Source organism: Microvirga brassicacearum, assembly GCF_008757455.1.
GTDB lineage: Bacteria > Pseudomonadota > Alphaproteobacteria > Rhizobiales > Beijerinckiaceae > Microvirga > Microvirga brassicacearum.
Genome location: NZ_VCMV01000038.1, coordinates 24,754 through 43,390 on the forward strand (window position 1 = coordinate 24,754; position 18,637 = coordinate 43,390).

Sequence of the window (18,637 nt, forward strand, 5' to 3'; positions counted from 1 at the left end):
CATGCTGCTCGATGCCTCCCGCTCGCATCTGATCGTTGTCGACGTGCAGCAGCGTCTGCTGCCGGCCATTCTCGACGGCGAACACCTGCTTCGGCGCATCGCGGTGCTGTTGCAGGGCGCACAGCGGCTCAACGTTCCGGTGACCGTGACGGAGCAATATCCCAAGGGCCTTGGTCCCACCGTCGGCGCGGTTGTCGAGGCGCTTCCGCCCGACGCCGTGGTGCTGCCGAAATTGAGTTTCTCGGCTGCCCGCGACAGCGCGATTGTCGAACGGCTGGAATCGCAAGGACGCGATCAACTCGTGATCTGCGGTACCGAGGCGCATGTCTGCGTCTTGCAAACCGCCCTCGGCTTTCGAGCGTCAGGCTTCGAGGTTGCGGTGGTTTCCGACGCGGTGTCCAGCCGCGCGTCCGCGAGCGTGAGCGCCGCCTGCGCGCGGCTGATTCATGCGGGCTGTCAGTGGGTGACCACCGAGATGGTGATCTTCGAATGGCTCGCGCAGGCCGGAACGGACGATTTTCGCGCGCTGTCGGCTCTCATCAAGTAGAGGCGGAGGAATTGCCTTCGCCGCCGGCGGCGATGAACTCCTTCAACTCATCGAGCGAGCCGAAGCGGAAGAAGCCTTGCGGCGTTTCCGCCTCGATCGATCCGTCGGAGAACATCACGTATTTGTTGTCGCCGGAATTGTAGGTGCCGATGACGGTCGCGGGTCCTTCGCTCGGCTCCGTCGGTTCGCTTTCATCCGCAGCCGCCGCTTCCACAAGCGGTTCTTCCTCGGGCTCGAAGACGTCTTCGTGATCGACCGCCGGTTCTTCGGCCGGCGGCTGTTCGTCGGAGAAGGATGGTTCCCGTTCGGGAAAATGAACCTCGGTGACGACGGTTTCGCGATACCGCTCGGCGAACAGGAAATCGGGCACCTTGCCCTCGGACACGTCGTCCCGCTCACGCGCGAAAGTCGGCTCCGCCTGCTCTTCGGCCGCCGCCGGGCGCGGCTCGAACGGCGCGCTCGCCTCGGCCTCCTCCTGCCGAGCCTTCTCGTCCGGCTCCTGCTCGTCCAACGGCGCCGTATCATCCTGACGGGTCTCGGCCGTCGGCTCGGTGGCCGCAGCGCCGCGCGATCCGAACAACCCGCCGGCAAGCGCACCCGCCGCCGCGCTCGCCACGTCCTCGAGGATGCGGCCTCGTGCCTGCGCCGCAGGGGTCGGAACGACCACTGTCTCGATCTCATCCTCGAGACTGAGCTGGACGCGGGCAAGCTCTTCCTGGATGCGTGCCAGCCTCGATACGACGGCGGTGATGCCGATCAGAAGCGCGCCGCTCGAAGCGCCGATGATGCCCGAAATGACCATCGTCCAGCCCCGTTCGACCAGCACGATGTCCCACCCCAGGATGGCCGCGAACAGACCACCGACGATCATCGCCAAAGCGAGGGCGTAAAGAGCGATGATCATGCAATCTCCGTGACGCAAACAAAGGTTGCCGCAAGGCAAGGCCCCATTTTTATAGGGCAAAGGTTAAATCATGGAAAGCTTGGCGAAAAAAAGACAAGAGCTTCGCCGTTGCCCTCAAGCCTGCCGCGCTTTAACTACAGCATGTCCCGCAAACGTTGACGGACCTTTCCGCCGTGGGACATGCTCAGATTTATGATTTTGAGCGAATTCTTGTCGGCCGGGTGATGTCGCCCGGTCGAAGCGCTCCGGCCTAAAGGTCGCTCAATTCCAAAGGAGACGTCGATGTCGTTCACTCTTCCCGAACTGCCTTACGCCTATGACGCTTTGCAGCCCTACATGTCGAAGGAAACGCTGGAATACCATCACGACAAGCACCACGCCGCTTATGTGAATACCGGCAACAACCTGATGAAGGGGACCGAGTTCGAGGGCAAGAGCGTCGAGGAAGTCGTCAAGGGCACCTACGGCAAGAACCAGCCGCTCTTCAACAACGCGGGCCAACATTATAACCATCTGCATTTCTGGAAGTGGATGAAGCCGAATGGCGGCGGCGCATTGCCGGGCGCGCTCGAGAAGAAGATCATCGAGGATCTCGGCTCGGTCGAGAAGATGAAAGAGGATTTCGTCCAGGCCGGCGTCGGCCAGTTCGGCTCGGGCTGGGCTTGGCTTGCGGTCAAGGACGGCAAGATCACCATCATGAAGACCCCGAACGGCGAGAACCCGCTGGTTCACGGCGCCCAGCCGATCCTCGGCTGCGACGTGTGGGAGCATTCCTACTACATCGATTATCGCAACCGTCGCCCCGATTACCTCAAGGCCTTCCTCGACGATCTCGTGAACTGGGACTACGTCGCGGAGATGTATGCCAGCGCGTCGCGCTAAACCGACCGAGCCGACCTAGAGCGGGCCCCTTTTCGGGGCCCGTTTTGTTTTTATCGCACACGCCCGGCGGCTTTTTGGATTCGAAAGCAAGAGCCGGAGTGAGGCGCCGGGCTGGGAATGGCAGATTGGGTTCACGACATGAGGTATTGGTAAGGAGCGAGCCATGAGTGCTCTCGTCGAAATGGACCTGAAGATGGAACTTCCCACCGAACTCGATCCCCGTTGGGCTCGCGTCGCCGCGCGGGATCGGTCGGCCGACGGTGAATTCTTCTATTCGGTCAGGACGACCGGTGTTTATTGCCGTCCGTCCTGCGCCTCGCGTCTCGCCAACCCGAAGAATGTCGGCTTCCACGCGACCGCGGCGGAGGCGGAGGCGGCGGGATTTCGGCCCTGCAAGCGTTGCAAGCCCGACCAATCCTCACGGGACGAGCAATATGCCGCGACGATCGCCGAGGCTTGCCGGACGATCGAGACCGCCGAGGAAGCCCCCTCTCTGGCCGAGCTGGCCGAGGCTGCGGGCCTCAGCACGTTCCATTTCCACCGGGTGTTCAAGGCCGTCACCGGCGTGACGCCGAAGGAATACGCCATGGCGCATCGGGCGAGCCGGGTCCGGGATCAGCTTTCGCGCAGCGCCTCGGTGACCGAGGCGATCTATGATTCGGGTTTTAACTCGAACAGCCGGTTCTATGAGAAATCCGACCACATGCTGGGCATGACACCGAGCGATTTTCGCGCTGGCGGGGCGAATAACGACATCCGCTTCGCCGTTGGCGAATGCTCGCTGGGCTCGATCCTGGTGGCGACGAGCGCCAAGGGGATCTGCGCGATTTTGATGGGCGACGATCCGGACGTCCTGGTGCGCAATCTTCAGGATCGCTTCCCCCGCGCCAACCTGATCGGCGGAGACGCCGAATTCGAGCAACTGGTCGCCCGTGTGGTGGGCTTCGTGGAGGCGCCCGCCATCGGCCTCGAACTTCCCCTCGATCTGCGTGGCACCGCCTTCCAGCAGCGGGTGTGGCTGGCGCTTCGTGAGATCCCGGCCGGCAAGACCGCCAGCTACGCCGATATCGCCCGGCGGATCGGTTCGCCGAAAGCCGTCAGGGGCGTCGCCCAAGCCTGCGCCGCCAACGCGCTGGCGGTGGCGATCCCGTGCCACCGGGTCGTCAGGAGCGATGGCGCTCTCTCGGGCTATCGCTGGGGCGTCGAACGGAAACGGGCGCTCCTCGATCGGGAGAATGCCGCATGACCGCGCAATTGAACCATCACGCGGCCGCCTCGGTGGCAGATTCCGCCGCCGACCGCGTAGCCCGCATCGATTGGCAGGGCGTCGTTGCGGGGCTCGGCGAGCAGGGCTCCACGGTCCTGAAGCAATTGCTCTCGCCGCAGGAATGCGCGGCGATCTCGGCGCTCTATGCGGATGACGACCATTTCCGCAGCCGCATCGTCATGAGCCGCCACGGCTTCGGCCGTGGCGAGTACAAATATTTCAACTACCCGCTGCCCCCGCTCATCGGCGGTTTGCGCTCGGCGCTCTATGCGCGCCTTGCCCCCGTTGCCAATGAGTGGAACGAGCGCATGGGTATCGCCGTGCGCTATCCGGCGGAACACGCGGATTTTCTCGCCCTGTGCCATGAAGCCGGCCAGCTCCGCCCGACGCCGCTCCTGCTGCAATACGGTCCCGGCGACTACAATTGCCTGCATCAGGATCTCTACGGGGAACTGGCCTTCCCGCTCCAGGTCGCCATCCTGCTCTCCGAGCCGGGGAAGGATTTCACCGGCGGCGAATTCGTGCTCACGGAGCAGCGTCCGCGCATGCAGTCCCGCCCGGAGGTGGTGCCGCTGCGTCAGGGCGATGCGGTCGCTTTCGCGGTTCATCATCGCCCGGTGAACGGGACCCGTGGCACCTATCGGGTCAACCTGCGGCACGGCGTCAGCCGGCTGCGTTCGGGGCGCCGCCACACCGTCGGCATCATTTTCCACGACGCAACGTAAGGGATCCCTACGGCGTCACGCCTTTTGTGAGCGTGATCGCCCGCTCCTGAAGCAACCGGTCGAAAGCCTCGGACCTCAAGAACGCCAGTTCGGCGGGCCTGCTTTCCACGGCCGGATCGAGACCGCGCAACTCGTCGTCGACGTAACCGGGATGGCACATGACGAGCGGTCGCGGCCCGAGCGCCGTGAAGGCGTCGCTGAAAATCCGCTCCGGCGGCACCGAGAGGTCGAACGGCGCATAGCCCGAGAAGCCGTCATTTGTCGGAAACCCGGCGGCCCGGGCGCGGGCTCGGAAACCGGACGCAAGGGCGCCGACGAGAAGCGCCTTTCCGCGCCCGACTGATCTGCGCAGCACGGGGCGGACCGGCTCCGACGGATCGCGCAGCCAGAGCCGGCCCTGGTACCCGCGCTCGGTCAACACGGCCAGAAGCGCCAGCCGGACGACCGGCAGCACATGGACATGCTGGTGGCCATCGACAAAGGTGGGAATTTCACCGTGGACGATCTCGAAGGCTATGAATTGCCGGGCGATCTCGGCCCTCACCTCGCTGAGCGAGAGGCGCCCGGTCAGGGACTTCACCAACAGATTTTTCAGAGGCGGAAACCGGCCATCCGGCGCCAGGATCGGCATCGGTCCGACGGGCGAGCCGACCGTCAGGTTCAGGTGCAGCCCGATCCCGATGCGGCCGATCAGCGGCTTGAGAGCCTGCGCCGATCGCCGCCAGCCGGGCATGTTCGTCATCGCGCCCGTCGCCGAGATCCGGCCGCTCTCGGCCAGTTCGAGGATGCCCCGGCTGACGCCGTCGGTGAGGCCGAAATCGTCGGCGCAGAGCACGACTTTGCGCGTCGCGGCCATGAATTTCCCCAAAAAACGCCCTCAACCCAGCCTAGCCGGGATTCGGACTTCGTCATGACCAATAGCCACATGGCCGGAAAATTGCTCTAAGCCTCTTGAGCCCAAAAGGAAACTCGGCTCTCAATGCGCCCACCATCGAGAGGAAAATCGCTTGGCGTCGCCTGAACTCAGCGTCATCATTCCGGTCCATAACGAGAGCGCCAATATCGCGCCGCTCTGCGCACGGCTTTTACCGGTGCTCAACCGCCTCACCCCGGTATGGGAGATTATTTTCGTCGACGACGGCAGTCCGGACGACACCCTCGCGCTCATCAAGGTGCAAAGCCTGCGCGAGCCTCGCATCGGGGCTGTCTCCTTCAGCCGCAATTTCGGCAAGGAGGTCGCCATCGCCGCCGGTCTCGATCATGTCAGGGGTGACGCGGTGGTCATCATGGATGCGGATCTTCAGCACCCGCCGGAGATGATCGAGGCTTTCGTGGCGAAATGGCGCGAAGGCTATCTGATGGTCTATGGCCAACGCACCGACCGGTCCGACGAAACGCGGGTCAAGCGCGGTTTCGCCCACCTGTTCTATCGCCTGTTCTCCCGCTTCGGCGAAATCAGCCTGCCCGAAGGCGCCGGCGATTTCCGGCTCATCGACCGCAAGGGCGTCGAGGTTCTGCGGACTTTGGGCGAAAAGGCCCGCTTCTCGAAGGGGCTTTATGCCTGGATCGGCTTCAAGAGTACCGGCGTCCCGTTCGTGGTCGAGGACCGGCTTCACGGCACTACCCAGTGGAGCTTCCGCAAGCTCTTCCGTTTCGCCTTTGACGGCATCGCGTCGTTTTCCACCGTCCCGCTGCGGGTGTGGACCTATCTCGGGACGCTGATCTCGATCTGCTCGATCGCCACCGCAACCTACTTTCTCGTCAGCACGCTGCTGTTCGGCACCGATCTGCCGGGCTTTCCAAGCCTGATCGTTTCGCTGACTTTCTTTTCCGGCGTCCAATTGCTGTCGCTCGGCATCATCGGCGAATATGTCGGCCGCATCTTTGCCGAGGTGAAGCGCCGACCGCTCTACGTGGTGGCCGAACGGGTCGGCACCGCTGCCGAAGTCAGCACCTCGCTGGTCCAGGACGATCCTCGGTTACGCCGGGCCTGATCGATGCTCAAAAAATTCGTCTCGGTGGGCGGATGGACGCTCGTCTCCCGCCTCACCGGCTTCATCCGCGACGTCATCCTGGCCGCCGTGATGGGCGCCGGGCCGATCGCCGACGCCTTCCTCGTCGCCTTCCGAATTCCCAACCATTTCCGCGCCATTTTCAGCGAGGGCGCTTTCAACAGCGCCTTCCTGCCGACCTACGCGCAAGTGCTGGAGACGGACGGTGAGACGCGTGCGCGCTCGTTTGCCAGCCGCGTCACGACGCTGATGCTCATCGTGCAGATCGGGCTGCTGGCCATCGCCCTCGTGGCGATGCCGGTTGTCGTCACGCTGCTGGCGCCGGGCTTCCCGGCCGACCCGGCCAAATTCGACCTGGCGGTGACGCTCACGCGGATCACCTTCCCGTATCTCCTATTCATCACGCTGGTGACGATCCTCTCCGCCATCCTCAATGCCCATGATCGGTTCGCGGCGGCGGCGGCGGCTCCCGTCCTGCTCAACGTGTCGCTCATCGCCGCGCTGACGCTGGCGTTCCTGTTTCCGACCGCCGGACACGCGGCGGCCTGGGGCGTTGCTCTCGCGGGCATCCTCGAATTGCTGCTGGTCTGGCTCGCGGCGAAGCGCTTGAAGGCAGTGCCGGAGATCGAGAAACCTCGCCTCGATCCCGCCATGCGACGCTTCTTCAAAACGCTCGGGCCTGCGGTGATCGGCTCAGCCGGCGTGCAGCTCGCATTGTTCGCCGATACCATCATCGCGTCCTTCCTCCCGACCGGTGCCGTGTCGGCACTCTATTACGCAGATCGCATCTATCAGCTTCCGCTCGGCGTCATCGGCATCGCGGCCGGCACGGTGCTGCTGCCGGAGATGAGCCGGCGCATTGCGGCGGGGGATCCCGACGCGGCACATCGTTCGCAGAACCGCGCCATCGGCCTGACCCTGGCGCTCGCCGCGCCCTTCGTCGTCGCCTTCATCACCCTGCCGGAACTCATCATGTCGGCCCTGTTCCAGCGCGGCGCGTTCGATGCGACAGCGGCCGCCCGCTCAGGCGCGGTGCTCGCAGCCTACGCCATCGGCCTTCCGGCCGCGGTGCTGATCCGTTCGGCGGTGGCAAGTTTCTATGCGCGCTCCGATACCCTGACACCGCTCATCGCATCGCTGGCAGCCGTGGCGGTGAATGTCGTCATCAAGATCACGCTGATGGACACCTATGGCGTCGTCGGCCTCGCGCTGGGCACCGCGGCGGGGATCTGGATCAATCTGGCGCTGCTCGTCATTCTGGCAACGCGGCGTAACTGGATGGCGCCGAGCGCGCAGCTCGGACGCATCCTCGCAGCCATCGCCGGGGCAACGATCTTGCTGGCGCTTTTCGCCTGGTTCGCGCCAGCGCCGCTTTCCGCTTTTGCCGCGGCGTTGCCGCGGTGGCGCAGCGAAATTCTGCTCGTCATCGTGGGAGCCGGCGGCTCCATCGTCTATGGCGCGAGTCTGCTCACGGGGCTGAAGCTCGCCGGGGTGAAACTCGCGCGGCGCTAGTTCGTGCGAACCGACGCGCTCCCCTCACCCGCGCCTGCGGCGCGACCTCTCCCCACAGGGGAGAGGTGAGAGGAGGCGCACAAATGGCGCGGGAACCGCCCACCTCTCCGGGGAGAGGTCGAGCGAAGCGAGGGTGAGGGGTTGGCGCATCACAGAAAAGCGCGATGTTCCAGCTCAGCCAGGATGGTCTCCATGACGTCATCGATATTGGCCAAGATTTCTGCATTCGTGATCCGCAGAACATGGAAGCCACAGGATTCGAGGATATGCGTCCTCTCGGCATCGTAAGCCAACTCGGAATCCATCGAATGAGTCGCGCCATCGACTTCAACAATCAACCGAGCATCCAGGCAGATGAAATCGACAATGAACCGGTCGACGACATGCTGACGACGAAACTTCCAGCGGGCGAGGCTCCGGTTCCGCACCGCGCGCCAAAGAACGGCCTCGGCGTCCGTTTGCTGCTTGCGAAGCTGTCTTGCGCGCTGCACGAACCGCCGCATTCCCTCACCCGCGCCTACGGCGCGACCTCTCCCCACTGGGGAGAGGTTAAGAGAAGTGATACTTTATTGCAATAACGTCCCGATCCGCCCGGATCGACACATAACGCTCCGATCCGCACAATGGCGCGGGAACCGCCCACCTCTCCCCGCCGGGGAGAGGTCGAGCGAAGCGAGGGTGAGGGGGCGCCCTCCGGCTCGCTTCGCTAACGGATCATGCGGCGCTCTTGTCGTGCGCGAACGCCCAGTACAATTCGCGCGCCCGGCGATAGAAGCGGCCCGGCTGCAGGTTGCGGTCGTCGATGCGCAGGATCGGCATGACCTTCGAATAATTGCCCGAGATGAAGATCTCGTCCGCCCCCGCGAAATCCTCGTAGCGCAAGGTCGACTCGACAACCTCGATGTTGTCGTCGCGCAGAAGCTGGATCACGCGCTGGCGGGTGATCCCGTTCAGGAAGCTGCCATTTGCATAAGGCGTATGAACGACACCGTCTTTCGCCATGAAGACGTTCGACGTTCCGGTTTCGGCGACATTGCCAAGCGCATCGCAAACGAGTGCATTATCGAATCCCTTCTCCTTCGCCTCGCGGATGACGCGGGCGTTGTTCGGATAGAGGCAGCCGGCCTTGGAATCGGTCGGCATGGATTCCAGCGTCGGCCGCCGGAAGCTCGATTTCATCACCGACAGGCCGCCTGGCACCGGCATGGGCGCCTCGAAGAGCGACAGGCAGAACTGTGTCGAATCCGGATCGGGCACGATGGTCGCAAGGCCCTCGGCCTCGCCCCAATACATCGGCTTCAGGTAAAGCGCCGTATCGGGTGCGAATTTCTTCACGCCCTCCCGCACGAGTTCGACGATGCGCTTAGGATCCATGGTCGGCTCGAGCCCGATGACCCTGGCGGAGCGATTCACCCGCTCGGCGTGCCGGTCGATATCCGGCATGACGCCTTCGAAGAACCGCGCGCCGTCGAAGACGGAGGAACCGAGCCAGGACACATGCGAGCGCGGCCCGATGAGCGGCGGGTTGCCCTCATGCCAGGCGCCATTGAACCAGTTCCACGTCTGCGAATGCCAAGCCACTTGTTTCATCCCTGTCGGTCGATAATGACGGCCGTATCGAAGGCCCTGTCGGCGAGCGCGTCAATTGCGCGAGACGCGCCGGTTCATGAAGTCTTGTGATCGGTCGCACGCGCAACGCTGATCGATCGGGTTACTTTGCAAGAGTTGCCAGAATGCGCGCCCAGGAGCGGGTGCCCTTGTGGAAGCTCTTGAGGTCGTATTTTTCGTTGGGCGAGTGGATGCGGTCGTCATCCAGGCCGAAACCGACGAACAGGGTGTCGAGGCCGAGAATGCGCTTGAAATCCCCGCCGATCGGGATCGAGCCGCCCATGCCGATGACGATCGGATCCGCCTGCCACTCGTCGCGCAACGCACCCTTGGCGGCGGTCAGCGCCGGAAAGTCGTGCGGCAGCATCTGCGCGCGCGAACCCTTGTGCCGAATGAACTCCACCGAGCAATCGGATGGGATGCGCTCTTCGACGAAGGCCTGAAAATTCTTCGAGATCGCAGCCGGATCCTGATCGCCGACGAGGCGGAACGAGATCTTGCAGCGTGCCTCGGCCGCAATCACCGTCTTGGTGCCCTCGCCCGTATAGCCGCCGATGATCCCGTTGACGTCGCAGGTCGGCCGCGACTGGATCTGCTCGATCAGCATGCGGCCTTTTTCGCCGGCCGAATGCCTGAGGCCGATCTGGCCCAGAAATTCCTCTTCGGTGAGGTTCAGCTTCTTCCACTGTTCCAATACCTGCGTGGGCGTTTCAGGCACGCCGTCGTAGAAGTCCTTGATGGTGATCCGGCCGTTCTCGTCGTGAACCGCCGCGATGATCTTCGACAGGACGTGGATCGGATTGCGGGCCGCACCCCCGAACGAGCCGGAATGCAAGTCGCGATCGGCACAGCGCACGATCACCTCCTCATACACCATGCCGCGCAGCGATGAAGTGATGGCGGGGGTGTTCTGATCCCACATGCCGGTATCGCAGACGAGGGCCACATCGGCCTTCAACTCCTGCTTGTTGGCCTCGACGAATTCGGGCAGGAATTTCGACCCGTCTTCCTCGGCGCCCTCGATCAGGAATGTGATGTTGATGGGCAGCGAGCCGGTCACGGCCTTCCAGGCCCGGCAGGCTTCGACGAAGGTCAGCACCTGGCCCTTGTCGTCCGAGGCGCCGCGCGCGGAAATGACCTTTCGGCCATCCGGCAGCGTCGCCATCTTCGGCTCGAATGGCGGCGTCTGCCATTGATCGAGCGGGTCGACGGGCTGCACGTCATAATGGCCGTAGAACAGCACATGCGGCTTTGCTTCGCCCTTCACATGCCCGACCACCGCAGGATGGCCGCCGGTCTCGCGTAAGGTCGCGTCGATGCCAAAACCCTTCAGCTCATCGACCAGCCACTGCCCCGCCTTTCGGCAATCGTCCTTGTAGGCCGGATCGGTCGAGATCGAGGGAATCTTCAGCCAGTGGAAAAGCCGATCGAGGGAGGTGTCGAGATCGGCATCGATCTTGGCGAGGACTTGGTCGAGCTGGGACATGATGCGGGAGCCTGATGAGTTCGCGGGCGAACAGGTAGCCCCAGGATGGCCGCAGCCGCAAGCCTCCCCGTCGAAAACCATTTGTGAGCCTTCTCGGGGAGTGAGATATTGTAGGCGCTGCAGCATGTTGGCTGCTGGTTTTGGAGGTCGAAATGAGAAAGCTCGCGCTCTGTGCCGGTGCTGCCCTCGTCGTCCTTGGCAGTGTTGAATCCGCTGATGCTCAGGTCCGCCAGCGCTACGGCTACTATGGCGCTCGCTGGGGAAGCCCCTACGTCTACCGCGGCTCAAGGTGGAACGGCGGCGCCGTAGCCGCAGGCCTTGTCGGCGGGCTCGTGCTCGGCGGGCTTGCGGCAGCCGCCGCCACGCCGGCCTATTCCTATCCGTATGGCTATGGTTATCCATACGGGTATGGGTACCAGCCATCCTATGGTGGCTATTACTATCCGGCTCCTGTTGCCAGGCCGTATTATGGCTACAGCCCTGCCCCGTATTACGGTGGGGGCGTGGTTTACCCGGCCGACCCGTACGCTGCACCTCATGAGATTCGAGGCGGCTATCGGACCTTCTATCGGCCGGGCTACGGGCGGGTGATCGTCGGCTCGCCCTACTGAGCGGGAAAGATCGCCCGCGGACGTCTACCGTCGCAGCAGCCCACCAAGGGTTCCGCGCACGATGGCGCGGCCGATGGAGCTGCCCTGACGGCCGCCGAGCGATTTGCCGATCTGCGCCGCCAGCGATCCGACCGTCTGGTTGACGACGGTGCGGGTGACCTCGCGCGTCACGCGCTGGGTCACCGTCATCGAGCCCTTGCGCGCGCCGGCGGTGCCGAACAGGCCGCCGAGCATGTCCAGAATGCTACCGCCGCCCTCCGCCGCCTGTGCGTCGGTGGCGGCTTTTTCGGCGCGCTTCGCCAGCATTTCGTAAGCCGAATCCGAATCGATCGTCTGTTCGTATTTGCCCCGGAGCACGCTCGCGGCGATGATGGCCTGACGCTCCGCATCGCTGATCGGCCCGACCTGCGCCATCGGCGGCGCGATCAGCGTGCGCTCCACCATCGAGGGCGAGCCCTTGCCCTCGAGCGTCGACACCAAAGCCTCGCCGACGCCAAGTTCGGTGATGGCTTTCTCGGTGTCGAAGGCCGGGTTCTGGCGGAAGGTCTGCGCCGCCACGCGCACCGCTTTCTGCTCCCGCGGCGTGTAGGCGCGAAGCGCGTGCTGCACGCGATTGCCGAGCTGCGCCAGCACCGATTCCGGCACGTCGACCGGGTTCTGCGTGATGAAATAGACGCCAACGCCTTTCGAGCGGATGAGGCGCACGACGCGCTCGACCGTCTCGACCAGAACCTTCGGCGCGTCGCTGAAAAGAAGATGCGCTTCGTCGAAGAAGAACACGAGTTTCGGCTGATCGAGATCGCCGACTTCGGGCAGTTCCTCGAACAATTCCGACATGAGCCAGAGCAGGAACGTCGCGTAGAGACGCGGATTGTTCATGAGCTTGTCGGCGGCCAGAATGTTGATGACGCCGCGACCATCCCGGTCCTTGCGCATCAGGTCCTTGATGTCGAGCGCCGGTTCGCCGAGGAATTCCTCGCCCTGCTGGTTTTCAAGCACCAGCAGCTGTCGTTGAATGGTGCCGATCGTCGCCTTGGAGACATTGCCGTAGGTCGTGGTGAGCGTTTGCGCATTTTCCGCGACGAGTTGCAGCAGCGCCCGCAAATCCTTGAGATCCATGAGCAGGAGACCCTGTTCGTCGGCGATGCGAAAGGCGATGTTGAGAACGCCTTCCTGCGTGTCGTTGAGATCGAGCAGGCGCGACAGGAGCAGCGGCCCCATTTCGGACACCGTGGCGCGCACCCGGTGACCCTGCTCGCCGAACAGGTCCCAGAACACGACCGGAAAACGGTCCGACACGTAATCGACGCCGATATCCTTGGCGCGCTTCACGAACGCGTCCTTGCTGTTGCCGGGCGCGGCCACACCGGAGAGATCGCCCTTGATGTCGGCGGCAAAGACGGGGACGCCGGCATTGGAGAAGCCCTCGGCCAAGACCTGCAGGGATACCGTCTTGCCGGTGCCGGTCGCGCCCGTGATGAGGCCGTGCCGGTTGGCGAGCGTCAGATCGAGATATTCGGGTTTGGTGCTTTTGCCGATAAGGATCTTGCCGTCTTCGAGCATCGTTTATCTCCGGTACCGGACTCGACTTTAAGGAAAGGCCCCGTCCGATTCTACTGCCCGGCTCACTTGATTTAACGGGCTCGCACAGCGAACTATCGTCTCAACCTGGAAAACCTGAAGGAGAATCACGTGGAAGAGCTCATCGCACGGGTGACGCAAAAGACCGGCCTCGACGCTGCGACCGCCGAGACGGCGATCGGCATCATTCTGGCCTTTCTCCAGAAGGATGGCCCCGCGGCCGAGGTCAACCAGCTCATCGCGGCTCTTCCGGGCGCCGAGGATGCCATCGCGAAGGCAGGATCCGGCGGTGGTGGCGGCATTATGGGCATGGTGGGATCGATGGGCGGCGGGGTCATGGCGCTCGGCACCCGATTGATGGGCGCGGGGGTCTCCATGGGCCAGATGCAGCCCCTCGGCCACGAGCTTCTGGCCTACGGCCGTGAAAAGGCCGGCGAGGACGTGATCGGGCCCATCGTCGGGGCGATCCCTGGATTGTCGCAATTCGTTTGAGGCGAAGAGGCGAATGGTGAGTGGCGAATGGCGAATGGAAGGGGCCATCGCCGCGACAACTGCTACTCTCACCACTCGCCACTCGCCACTCGCCACTCACCACTCACTACTCACCACTCACCATTCGCCACTCGCCACTCGCCATTCGCACAGAGCCGCCATGACAGACCCCGCCCTCACCAACGACTTCCCGCCGGCCACGGAAGCGGAATGGCGCAAGCGCGTCGAGGGCGTCCTGAAGGGGGCGGATTTCAACCGGAAGCTGGTCGCGCGAACCCATGACGGCATCGAGATCCAGCCGCTCTACGCGAAAGCGGAAGCGGGAGATCCGATCGTCCGCAACGAGCCGGGTGCATGGCGCGTTTCCCAGCGCGTGGATCATCCGGACCCCGCGACCGCGAACGAACTCGCACTGGCCGATCTCTCGGGCGGCGCCGATGCGCTGACGCTGGTCGTCCGCAAGGCGCCGGCTTCCCGCGGCTTCGGTGTTGCCATTGCGACGCTCGATGACCTCGATCGCGCCCTTGCCGACGTGATGCTCGACCTCGTCCATCTTCGCCTCGATGCGGGCGGGCACGGGCGTCAGATCGCCGCCCTCCTCGTTGCCCTGGCCGATCGCCGCGGCCACGCCCTTTCCGGTCTCTCGGTCGATCTGGGGCTCGATCCTCTTGGCGCCATGGCCGCCATGGGCAAGCTCTCGGCCTCGTGGGACGAGGTGGCGGGGCGGATGTTCGAGACGCAGGCGGGCCTGTCGGAGCGTGGATTTGCCGGCCGCATCTTCCTGAGCGATGGCCGGCCCTATCACGAAGCCGGCGCCAGCGAGGCGCAAGAACTGGCGGCTGTGCTCGCGACCGGAATCGCTTATCTGCGGGCGCTCGAAGCGGGTGGGATTTCGCTCGACGCGGCAGGGAATGCCCTCGCTTTCCTGCTCGTGGCGGATGCGGACGAGTTTCTCACCGTGGCGAAGTTCAGGGCTTTGCGCCGCCTTTGGGCGCGGGTGGAGCAGGCCTCCGGCCTCGACCCGCGGCCCATCCGTCTCCATGCGGAGACCGCATGGCGCATGACGACCCGGCGCGATCCGTGGGTCAATCTCTTGCGGACCACGGTTGCGACCTTCTCGGCCGGGCTTGGCGGGGCCGATGCCATCACCATCCTGCCCTTCACCACCGCGCTTGGCTTGCCGGATGCCTTTGCCCGCCGGATCGCGCGCAATACGCATCTGATCCTGCTGGAGGAGGCCAACCTCGCCCGCGTCGCGGATCCCGCCTCCGGCGCAGGCGGTTTCGAGGCCCTGACGGAGGCCCTGTGCGACAACGCCTGGGCGCTGTTTCAGGCAATCGAGCGCGATGGCGGCATCGTCGAGAGCCTGAAGCGCGGCACCGTGCAGCGGGATATCGCCGGGACCCAGGCGCAGCGGGAGAAAGCCATCGCCACGCGGAAGGAGCCGATCACCGGCACGAGCGAATTTCCCAACCTCCACGAAGGCGATGTCTCGGTCCTGATGCCGTCGCCCCTGTGGAACGAGCCGACCCGCACCGACGAGACCGGTTCCGCCGCGGCATCGTCGCGTCCTGTTGCACCTTCGACCTTCTCGTCCCTCGTGGACAGGGCAGCAAAGGGCGCCGGATTGTCCGAGCTTGCCCATTCGGCGATCGGTCCTGCTCCTGTGGCGATCGCGCCGCTTCCGTCGCTCCGGGCAGCCGAGCCGTTCGAGCGCCTGCGCGATGCATCCGACGCCGTCCTGGCGCGGACCGGAGCGCGTCCGAAGGTGTTTCTGGCAACGCTTGGCAATGCCGCCGCCTTCACCGCGCGGGCAGGCTTCGCGAAGAACTTTTTCGAGGCGGGCGGCATCGAGGCCGTCATGGCGGCTTCCGGCGACATGCTGCCTGCCTACCGGGCCAGCGGCGCCGCTCTGATCTGCCTTTGCTCCTCCGACGAGATTTATCGAACCGAGGGCGTTGCCGCGATCGCGGCTTTGCGGCGGGACAGCGGCGCGCCCATTTACGTAGCCGGGCGACCGGCGGGATTCGAGACAGGCCTGACGGATGCCGGCGCCACGGGCTTCATCTACGCCGGCTGCGACGCGATTTTGGTGCTGCGCGAGGCTTTTGGCCGAGCTTAGCCGGTGGTCGAGGGGCGCCGTGTTTTAAGGATAGCTTCCCCATTGTGAGGGCCTTAAAATGCAGGCCGATCTTCGTGCAATCGTCGAAAGCGTGACAAAAAGCCTATGAGCCGCATTCCGGATTTCTCAGCCGTTGCCTTTGCGGATGTTCCGATGCCGACGGCTGCGGCCGATGTCGCGTCCCCCTGGCTGACGCCCGAGGGCATCCCGGTGAAACCTGTCTATGGGCCGCAGGATCGCGCCGGCATCGACTTCCTCGATACCTATCCCGGCATCGCGCCCTATCTGCGCGGGCCCTACCCCACCATGTACGTAAACCAGCCCTGGACCGTGCGCCAGTATGCGGGGTTTTCGACGGCCGAGGATTCCAACGCCTTCTATCGCCGCAATCTCGCGGCCGGGCAGAAGGGCCTGTCCGTCGCGTTCGATCTTGCCACCCATCGCGGCTACGACAGCGATCATCCGCGTGTGTCCGGCGATGTGGGCATGGCGGGGGTCGCCATCGACTCGATCTATGACATGCGCACGCTGTTTTCCGGCATTCCGCTCGACCGGATGAGCGTGTCGATGACCATGAACGGCGCGGTGCTGCCGATCCTCGCGCTCTACATCGTGGCGGCGGAGGAACAGGGCGTGCCGCATGAGAAATTATCGGGCACGATCCAGAACGACATCCTGAAGGAATTCATGGTGCGCAACACCTACATCTACCCGCCCAAAGGGTCGATGCGCATCATCTCGGATATCTTCGCCTACACGTCGCAGCATATGCCGAAGTTCAACTCGATCTCGATTTCCGGCTACCACATGCAGGAAGCCGGTGCGACGCAGGATCTCGAACTCGCCTACACGCTCGCGGACGGCGTCGAATACATCCGCGCCGGCCTCGCCGCGGGCCTGACCATCGATCAATTCGCGCCGCGCCTGTCGTTCTTCTGGGCGGTCGGCATGAACTTCTTCATGGAAGTCGCCAAGATGCGCGCCGCGCGCCTGATCTGGGCGAAGCTGGTGCGCGAATTCGATCCGAAGAGCGAGAAATCGCTGCCGCTGCGCACCCATTCGCAAACCTCGGGCTGGTCGCTGGCGGCGCAGGACGTGTTCAACAATGTCATCCGCACCTGCATCGAGGCAATGGCGGCAACGCAAGGGCACACGCAATCGCTGCACACCAACGCGCTCGACGAGGCGCTGGCGCTGCCGACCGACTTTTCCGCTCGCATCGCCCGCAACACGCAGCTCTTTCTGCAACAGGAAAGCGGCACCACGCGGATCATCGACCCTTGGGGCGGTTCCTATTACGTGGAGAAGCTGACGCAGGAACTCAGCCAGAAGGCGTGGGCGCATATTCAGGAGGTCGAGAGCCTTGGGGGCATGGCGAAGGCGATCGAGGCCGGCATTCCGAAATTGCGCATCGAGGAAGCGGCCGCGCGCACGCAGGCGCGCATCGATTCCGGCCATCAGAAGATCATTGGCGTCAATTGCTTCAGGTCCGGCGACGAGGCGTCGATCGATATCCGGCAGGTCGATAACGCCTCCGTGCGCAACCAGCAGATCGAGAAGCTGCGTCGCCTACGCGCGGAGCGCAACCAGAGCGACGTCGATGCGGCGCTGGCGGCCTTGTCGAAGGGTGCGGCGGGCAACGACAACCTGCTCGACCTCGCGGTGAAAGCCGCACGCGCGAAAGCGACGGTGGGCGAAATTTCCGACGCGCTCGAAAAAGTCTGGGGCCGGCACGTGGCGTCGATCAAGGCGATCTCGGGCGTCTACAAGCGGGAGATGGGCATGGACCAGCCGGCCTTGGACGAAGTGCATCGGCTCGTCGAGGAATTCGCCGATCAAGACGGCCGCCGCCCGCGCATCCTCGTGGCCAAGATGGGCCAGGACGGCCACGACCGCGGCCAGAAAGTCATCGCCTCCGCCTTCGCCGATCTTGGCTTCGACGTGGATATCGGGCCGCTTTTCGCCACGCCCGGCGAGGCAGCCCGCCAGGCGGTGGAGAATGACGTGCACATCATCGGCGTCTCGTCGCTCGCCGCAGGCCATCTCAGCCTCGTGCCGGAACTGAAAAGCGAACTCGCGAAATTCGGCCGCGACGACATCATGATCGTCGTCGGCGGCGTCATTCCGCAGCAGGATTTCGAGGCGCTCCGCAAAGCCGGCGCCTCGGCGATCTTCCCGCCCGGAACGGTGATCGCGCAGGCGGCGATCGGGCTGATCGAGGAGTTGAACCAGCGGCTGGGTTATGGGCCCAAGCAGGCGGCGGAGTAACCTACCTCAGTCGATATCAAGCCGCTTCTCGAACCAATGATGGGCATAGGGCTCATCGTTGAAGCGGGGCACCTCCTGATATCCCTCGCTCCGATAGAGTGCCTGAGCCTCCGTGAGCGTGCGGTTGGTTTCGAGACGGAGCCTCCGAAGCCCCACGTCGCGCGCGGTCGTTTCCAGCACCCGAAGGATTTTGCGCGCGATCCCGTGGCCCCGCGCCACCGGCGCGGTCCACATGCGCTTGATCTCGCCCGTAGCTGCATCCACGCGTTTCAGGGCGCCGCAGCCGACGGGGGCCCCATCAAGCCTGGCGACAACGAAGAAACCCGTCGGCGGCGTAAGCTCCTGGTCGCGAGCGGGATTGCTTCGGCTCGGGTCAAAACCGGTCTCAAAGCGCCCGGCCAGTTCTGCGAAATATTGCTCGACGCACCAGCGGGCGTCCGCGCTGTTGGGCGGTTCGACGCGTAGGTCGATTTCGACCTGATTCGGATTTCCGGCTTGTCCCATCGGTGTCAAAAGCCTCTGAACGCAATCTCCTGGCGCGATCTTACCCCTGCCCCGCCCGCAACCCCACCGTCGCCACGCCTGCGCCGATCAGCAACGATCCGCCGACCTTGTTGATC

At 64.2% G+C, this 18,637-nt stretch carries 17 protein-coding genes; 10 read left to right on the forward strand and 7 right to left on the reverse strand.

Going from position 1 to position 18,637, the window contains the following annotated elements; all coding sequences use genetic code 11:
• The first annotated feature begins 1 nt into the window (after nt 1).
• Nucleotides 2-547 (forward strand): isochorismatase family protein, encoded by a 546-nt coding sequence (locus FEZ63_RS19310; RefSeq protein WP_150947530.1) that lies wholly within the window; start codon nt 2-4, stop codon nt 545-547.
• On the opposite strand, the gene FEZ63_RS19315 is transcribed toward FEZ63_RS19310, so the two are convergent.
• Nucleotides 540-1,451: a hypothetical protein gene (locus FEZ63_RS19315; protein ID WP_150947532.1), complete on the reverse strand. Its 912-nt coding sequence runs from the start codon at nt 1,449-1,451 to the stop codon at nt 540-542. The genes FEZ63_RS19310 and FEZ63_RS19315 overlap by 8 nt on opposite strands.
• 282 nt (nt 1,452-1,733) lie before the next feature.
• Here FEZ63_RS19315 and FEZ63_RS19320 point away from each other — a divergent pair, with 282 nt between their 5' ends.
• The 3 genes from FEZ63_RS19320 to FEZ63_RS19330 all read left to right on the forward strand — a co-directional run bounded on the left by FEZ63_RS19320 (nt 1,734) and on the right by FEZ63_RS19330 (nt 4,325).
• Nucleotides 1,734-2,333 (forward strand): superoxide dismutase, encoded by a 600-nt coding sequence (locus FEZ63_RS19320; RefSeq protein WP_150947533.1) that lies wholly within the window; start codon nt 1,734-1,736, stop codon nt 2,331-2,333.
• A 163-nt stretch (nt 2,334-2,496) separates the two neighbouring features.
• Nucleotides 2,497-3,579, forward strand: a complete 1,083-nt coding sequence (gene ada / locus FEZ63_RS19325) for a bifunctional DNA-binding transcriptional regulator/O6-methylguanine-DNA methyltransferase Ada (RefSeq protein ID WP_150947534.1) — start codon at nt 2,497-2,499, stop codon at nt 3,577-3,579.
• Complete coding sequence (locus FEZ63_RS19330; protein WP_150947536.1) at nt 3,576-4,325, forward strand: 2OG-Fe(II) oxygenase; 750 nt, start codon at nt 3,576-3,578, stop codon at nt 4,323-4,325. The genes ada and FEZ63_RS19330 overlap by 4 nt, the downstream gene beginning before the upstream one ends.
• A 7-nt stretch (nt 4,326-4,332) precedes the next feature.
• Here the strand turns inward: FEZ63_RS19330 and FEZ63_RS19335 are convergent, their stop codons facing one another.
• Nucleotides 4,333-5,181: a ChbG/HpnK family deacetylase gene (locus FEZ63_RS19335; RefSeq protein WP_150947538.1), complete on the reverse strand. Its 849-nt coding sequence runs from the start codon at nt 5,179-5,181 to the stop codon at nt 4,333-4,335.
• 151 nt (nt 5,182-5,332) lie between these two features.
• Between FEZ63_RS19335 and FEZ63_RS19340 the strand changes: the two genes are divergently transcribed.
• Together FEZ63_RS19340 and murJ are read left to right on the forward strand one after the other, a co-directional pair.
• Complete coding sequence (locus FEZ63_RS19340) at nt 5,333-6,319, forward strand: glycosyltransferase family 2 protein (RefSeq protein ID WP_150947540.1); 987 nt, start codon at nt 5,333-5,335, stop codon at nt 6,317-6,319.
• A 3-nt stretch (nt 6,320-6,322) separates the two neighbouring features.
• The gene (gene murJ / locus FEZ63_RS19345) at nt 6,323-7,849 is read left to right on the forward strand and encodes a murein biosynthesis integral membrane protein MurJ (protein WP_150947542.1); all 1,527 of its coding nucleotides are present in this window, start codon (nt 6,323-6,325) and stop codon (nt 7,847-7,849) included.
• A gap of 149 nt (nt 7,850-7,998) precedes the next feature.
• Here murJ and FEZ63_RS19350 read toward each other — a convergent pair whose 3' ends face one another.
• From FEZ63_RS19350 to FEZ63_RS19360, 3 genes are all read right to left on the reverse strand, one after another.
• Nucleotides 7,999-8,352 carry an endonuclease domain-containing protein gene (locus FEZ63_RS19350; protein ID WP_150947544.1) on the reverse strand — a complete coding sequence of 118 codons (354 nt, stop codon included), beginning with the start codon at nt 8,350-8,352 and terminating at the stop codon, nt 7,999-8,001.
• A 211-nt stretch (nt 8,353-8,563) separates the two neighbouring features.
• A complete protein-coding gene (locus FEZ63_RS19355) occupies nt 8,564-9,439 on the reverse strand; it encodes a branched-chain amino acid aminotransferase (protein WP_150947546.1) in 876 nt (291 codons plus the stop codon).
• Between the two features lie 121 nt (nt 9,440-9,560).
• On the reverse strand, nt 9,561-10,943 hold the full coding sequence (locus FEZ63_RS19360) for a M20/M25/M40 family metallo-hydrolase (protein ID WP_150947548.1): 1,383 nt from the start codon (nt 10,941-10,943) through the stop codon (nt 9,561-9,563).
• A 152-nt stretch (nt 10,944-11,095) separates the two neighbouring features.
• Here FEZ63_RS19360 and FEZ63_RS19365 point away from each other — a divergent pair, with 152 nt between their 5' ends.
• On the forward strand, nt 11,096-11,554 hold the full coding sequence (locus tag FEZ63_RS19365; protein WP_150947550.1) for a hypothetical protein: 459 nt from the start codon (nt 11,096-11,098) through the stop codon (nt 11,552-11,554).
• 24 nt (nt 11,555-11,578) lie between these two features.
• Here the strand turns inward: FEZ63_RS19365 and FEZ63_RS19370 are convergent, their stop codons facing one another.
• A complete protein-coding gene (locus FEZ63_RS19370) occupies nt 11,579-13,117 on the reverse strand; it encodes a helicase HerA-like domain-containing protein (protein WP_150947552.1) in 1,539 nt (512 codons plus the stop codon).
• A 129-nt stretch (nt 13,118-13,246) separates the two neighbouring features.
• Between FEZ63_RS19370 and FEZ63_RS19375 the strand changes: the two genes are divergently transcribed.
• From FEZ63_RS19375 to scpA, 3 genes are all read left to right on the forward strand, one after another.
• Nucleotides 13,247-13,627 carry a DUF2267 domain-containing protein gene (locus FEZ63_RS19375; RefSeq protein WP_150947553.1) on the forward strand — a complete coding sequence of 127 codons (381 nt, stop codon included), beginning with the start codon at nt 13,247-13,249 and terminating at the stop codon, nt 13,625-13,627.
• Nucleotides 13,628-13,787: 160 nt separating this feature from the next.
• Nucleotides 13,788-15,749 (forward strand): methylmalonyl-CoA mutase family protein, encoded by a 1,962-nt coding sequence (locus FEZ63_RS19380; protein WP_150947555.1) that lies wholly within the window; start codon nt 13,788-13,790, stop codon nt 15,747-15,749.
• Between the two features lie 105 nt (nt 15,750-15,854).
• On the forward strand, nt 15,855-18,017 hold the full coding sequence (gene scpA, locus FEZ63_RS19385) for a methylmalonyl-CoA mutase (protein ID WP_150947557.1): 2,163 nt from the start codon (nt 15,855-15,857) through the stop codon (nt 18,015-18,017).
• 6 nt (nt 18,018-18,023) lie between these two features.
• Here the strand turns inward: scpA and FEZ63_RS19390 are convergent, their stop codons facing one another.
• On the reverse strand, nt 18,024-18,521 hold the full coding sequence (locus FEZ63_RS19390) for a GNAT family N-acetyltransferase (RefSeq protein ID WP_150947559.1): 498 nt from the start codon (nt 18,519-18,521) through the stop codon (nt 18,024-18,026).
• Nucleotides 18,522-18,637 lie beyond the last annotated feature (116 nt).